This window comes from Brachyspira sp. G79 (genome assembly GCF_002379365.1).
Classification (GTDB): Bacteria; Spirochaetota; Brachyspiria; order Brachyspirales; family Brachyspiraceae; genus Brachyspira.
On record NZ_JQIU01000012.1, the window covers coordinates 1 to 2249 of the forward strand.

Sequence of the window (2249 nt, forward strand, 5' to 3'; positions counted from 1 at the left end):
GGTTCATTTAATATATGTTTTAATCTATCTAAATCTCTCATAATATTATTATACAAAAATAATTATAAAAGTAAAGTTTAATAATTTTGTATTATTTATAGTGAATAAATCTAAAATGTACTATACATAAAAATCCTCCTACAAAATATTAAAATATTAATAGGAGGAAACATTATGACGAAGTGATGTTTACTATTAGGAATAATAAATAAACCAATATGTTTTATTGTAGATTTAAAATCTTAATCATCTCAGCTTCTATTGCTTTAATATCTCCTTTTGCTTCCTGAATAGTTTTTATTTCTGCCCTTCTTTGTTCTAGTAATTCTTCCTGACCTTGTTTATCCAAAGTAGACTTTTTAGCAAAATATGCATCACTTATAAGTTTGTCAGCCATTCTCAAAGTTCTGTCGGATACTATTGCTTTGTCGGATGCATTTTCTGCCTTAGACATATCGAAGCTGGCATCAGTTTTTAAAGCCCCTTCAGGTACTCCGTAAAGTATACTTCCTTTCCATTCCAATTTAGGCTGATAAGTATATGTAATATAATCAAAATAATCTGCATTCTTTATTTCATTATTATCAATGAATATATCAAATGCTTTATTATAATTTGTATCTAATAAAAATATTTTATTCTTACCATCTTCGGTATATATTTTTTGAATACAGTTTAAATCTTGAAAATCTTTATTATTAATAAGCTGTCCTATTTCTGAATCAAAATCTACTTCCAAATTCTCTTTCAAAAGCAAAGTAAAATTCACTGTACCGCCTCTTCCTCCGCCATAATCATAATCTCCTGAAAGCATTAATTCTTCTTTGCCGTCATTATTGATATCGCATAAAAAGAAAGATGGAAAATATATACGCCAACCCATTGTTTCATCTATATACTCCAAATATTTTTCTTCATCAAATTTACCGAAACTTATAAATTTAGAGCCTTTAGTATAATCTTTCAAATCATTTGTAGAAATTGAATTAATTTCAGCGGATTCTACTTTGTCTATATCTCCAAGTCTGAAATTGTAAGTTTTTATCTCTTCAAATGAAGCATATATATGCTCGTTCATAAACTCAGGATTATAATAATGCATATTTGCTCTTGATTCAATCAAAAATGTATTTTTCTTAAACTCAAGAAAACTAAGTCCGTTCCATCCATCATAATACTCCATAAAATCAATTCCGTAATAATTTCTAAAATACTCCGTATCATCAAAATATAATTTATCATCGCTAAGTCTGTTTGTAACATAAGTTTTTAAATATTTATTTATTATATTTGTATTGACTATTTCTGGTACTATATTTACTGAAGCTACATGAGCTGTACCTTCCAATTCAATTGAACTTAAAGAATAATTATTTTCATTAAATAAATCTATATATCCAGTATTTTTTGTAATATATCTAACGAAACCATTGTTATAAGCATCAGCAACTAATTTTTCTGCCCTTAAAGAATCAGGGGCTTCTATTATATAATCAACTAATTTCATTTTACCACTGTAAGCGTCATCATCATCATACTTTGATATCATCATAGATATATTAGTGCCGCCTGCTTTTTTCCATTCTGTTAAATACTTTTTTTCTTCTTCAAAATAATAAAGCGAATCGCAAGCAAAATGCGATAAGAATAAGGCTAAATAAACCTCAGCATCTTTTTTATTTAATTTTAATAATTCTTCTCTTGCTTTTTTTAATGCTAAATTCTGTTCTACATATAAATATTCATCAGCATAATAATCTGTAAGATCTTCATTATATCTATCCCAACTTGAGAATGTTTCACTAAATGGATCATAATTAACATTTGATATAAACTCTATAGAATATTTTTTTCTTTCATCATCATTTGCAAATTTCCTATTAAGAAAATAAAAATTCCTTTTTGCATATTCATTATTTTCTCTTGTATTTTTAAGCTCTTCATCAAATTTAGCTTTATCTACTCTAACACCTTTATAAACATATTTCATATCAAAGAATTCTTTTTGATTATCTGTTTGTTTACTTTGATTAGCTGAAGTATTAGTTTGAATATTTTGAGATTGAGCATTTGTGTTTTGTGATGTTTGATTTGCTTCTTTATTACCGCCTCCGCAGGAAATAACTGTCATTATTAAAGTAAGCATTGTAATGATAGAAAGAAGTTTTTTCATATTAAACCGTCCATAAGTATTTTTATGTATCATAAATTAAAATGATTGAAATTGCAATTAAAAAATATTTTTAACC

1 protein-coding gene is annotated in these 2249 nt (G+C 26.3%); it reads right to left on the reverse strand.

The features are described 5' to 3' along the window. Positions 1–223: 223 nt before the first annotated feature. A complete protein-coding gene (locus KQ44_RS14240; protein WP_096738009.1) occupies positions 224–2173 on the reverse strand; it encodes a hypothetical protein in 1950 nt (649 codons plus the stop codon). Between the last annotated feature and the right edge of the window lie 76 nt (positions 2174–2249).

Coding starts and splice junctions, on each gene's coding strand:
- KQ44_RS14240 (WP_096738009.1), bottom strand. CDS start 2,173: ATGAAAAAACTTCTTTCTATCATTACAATGCTTACTTTAATAATGACA.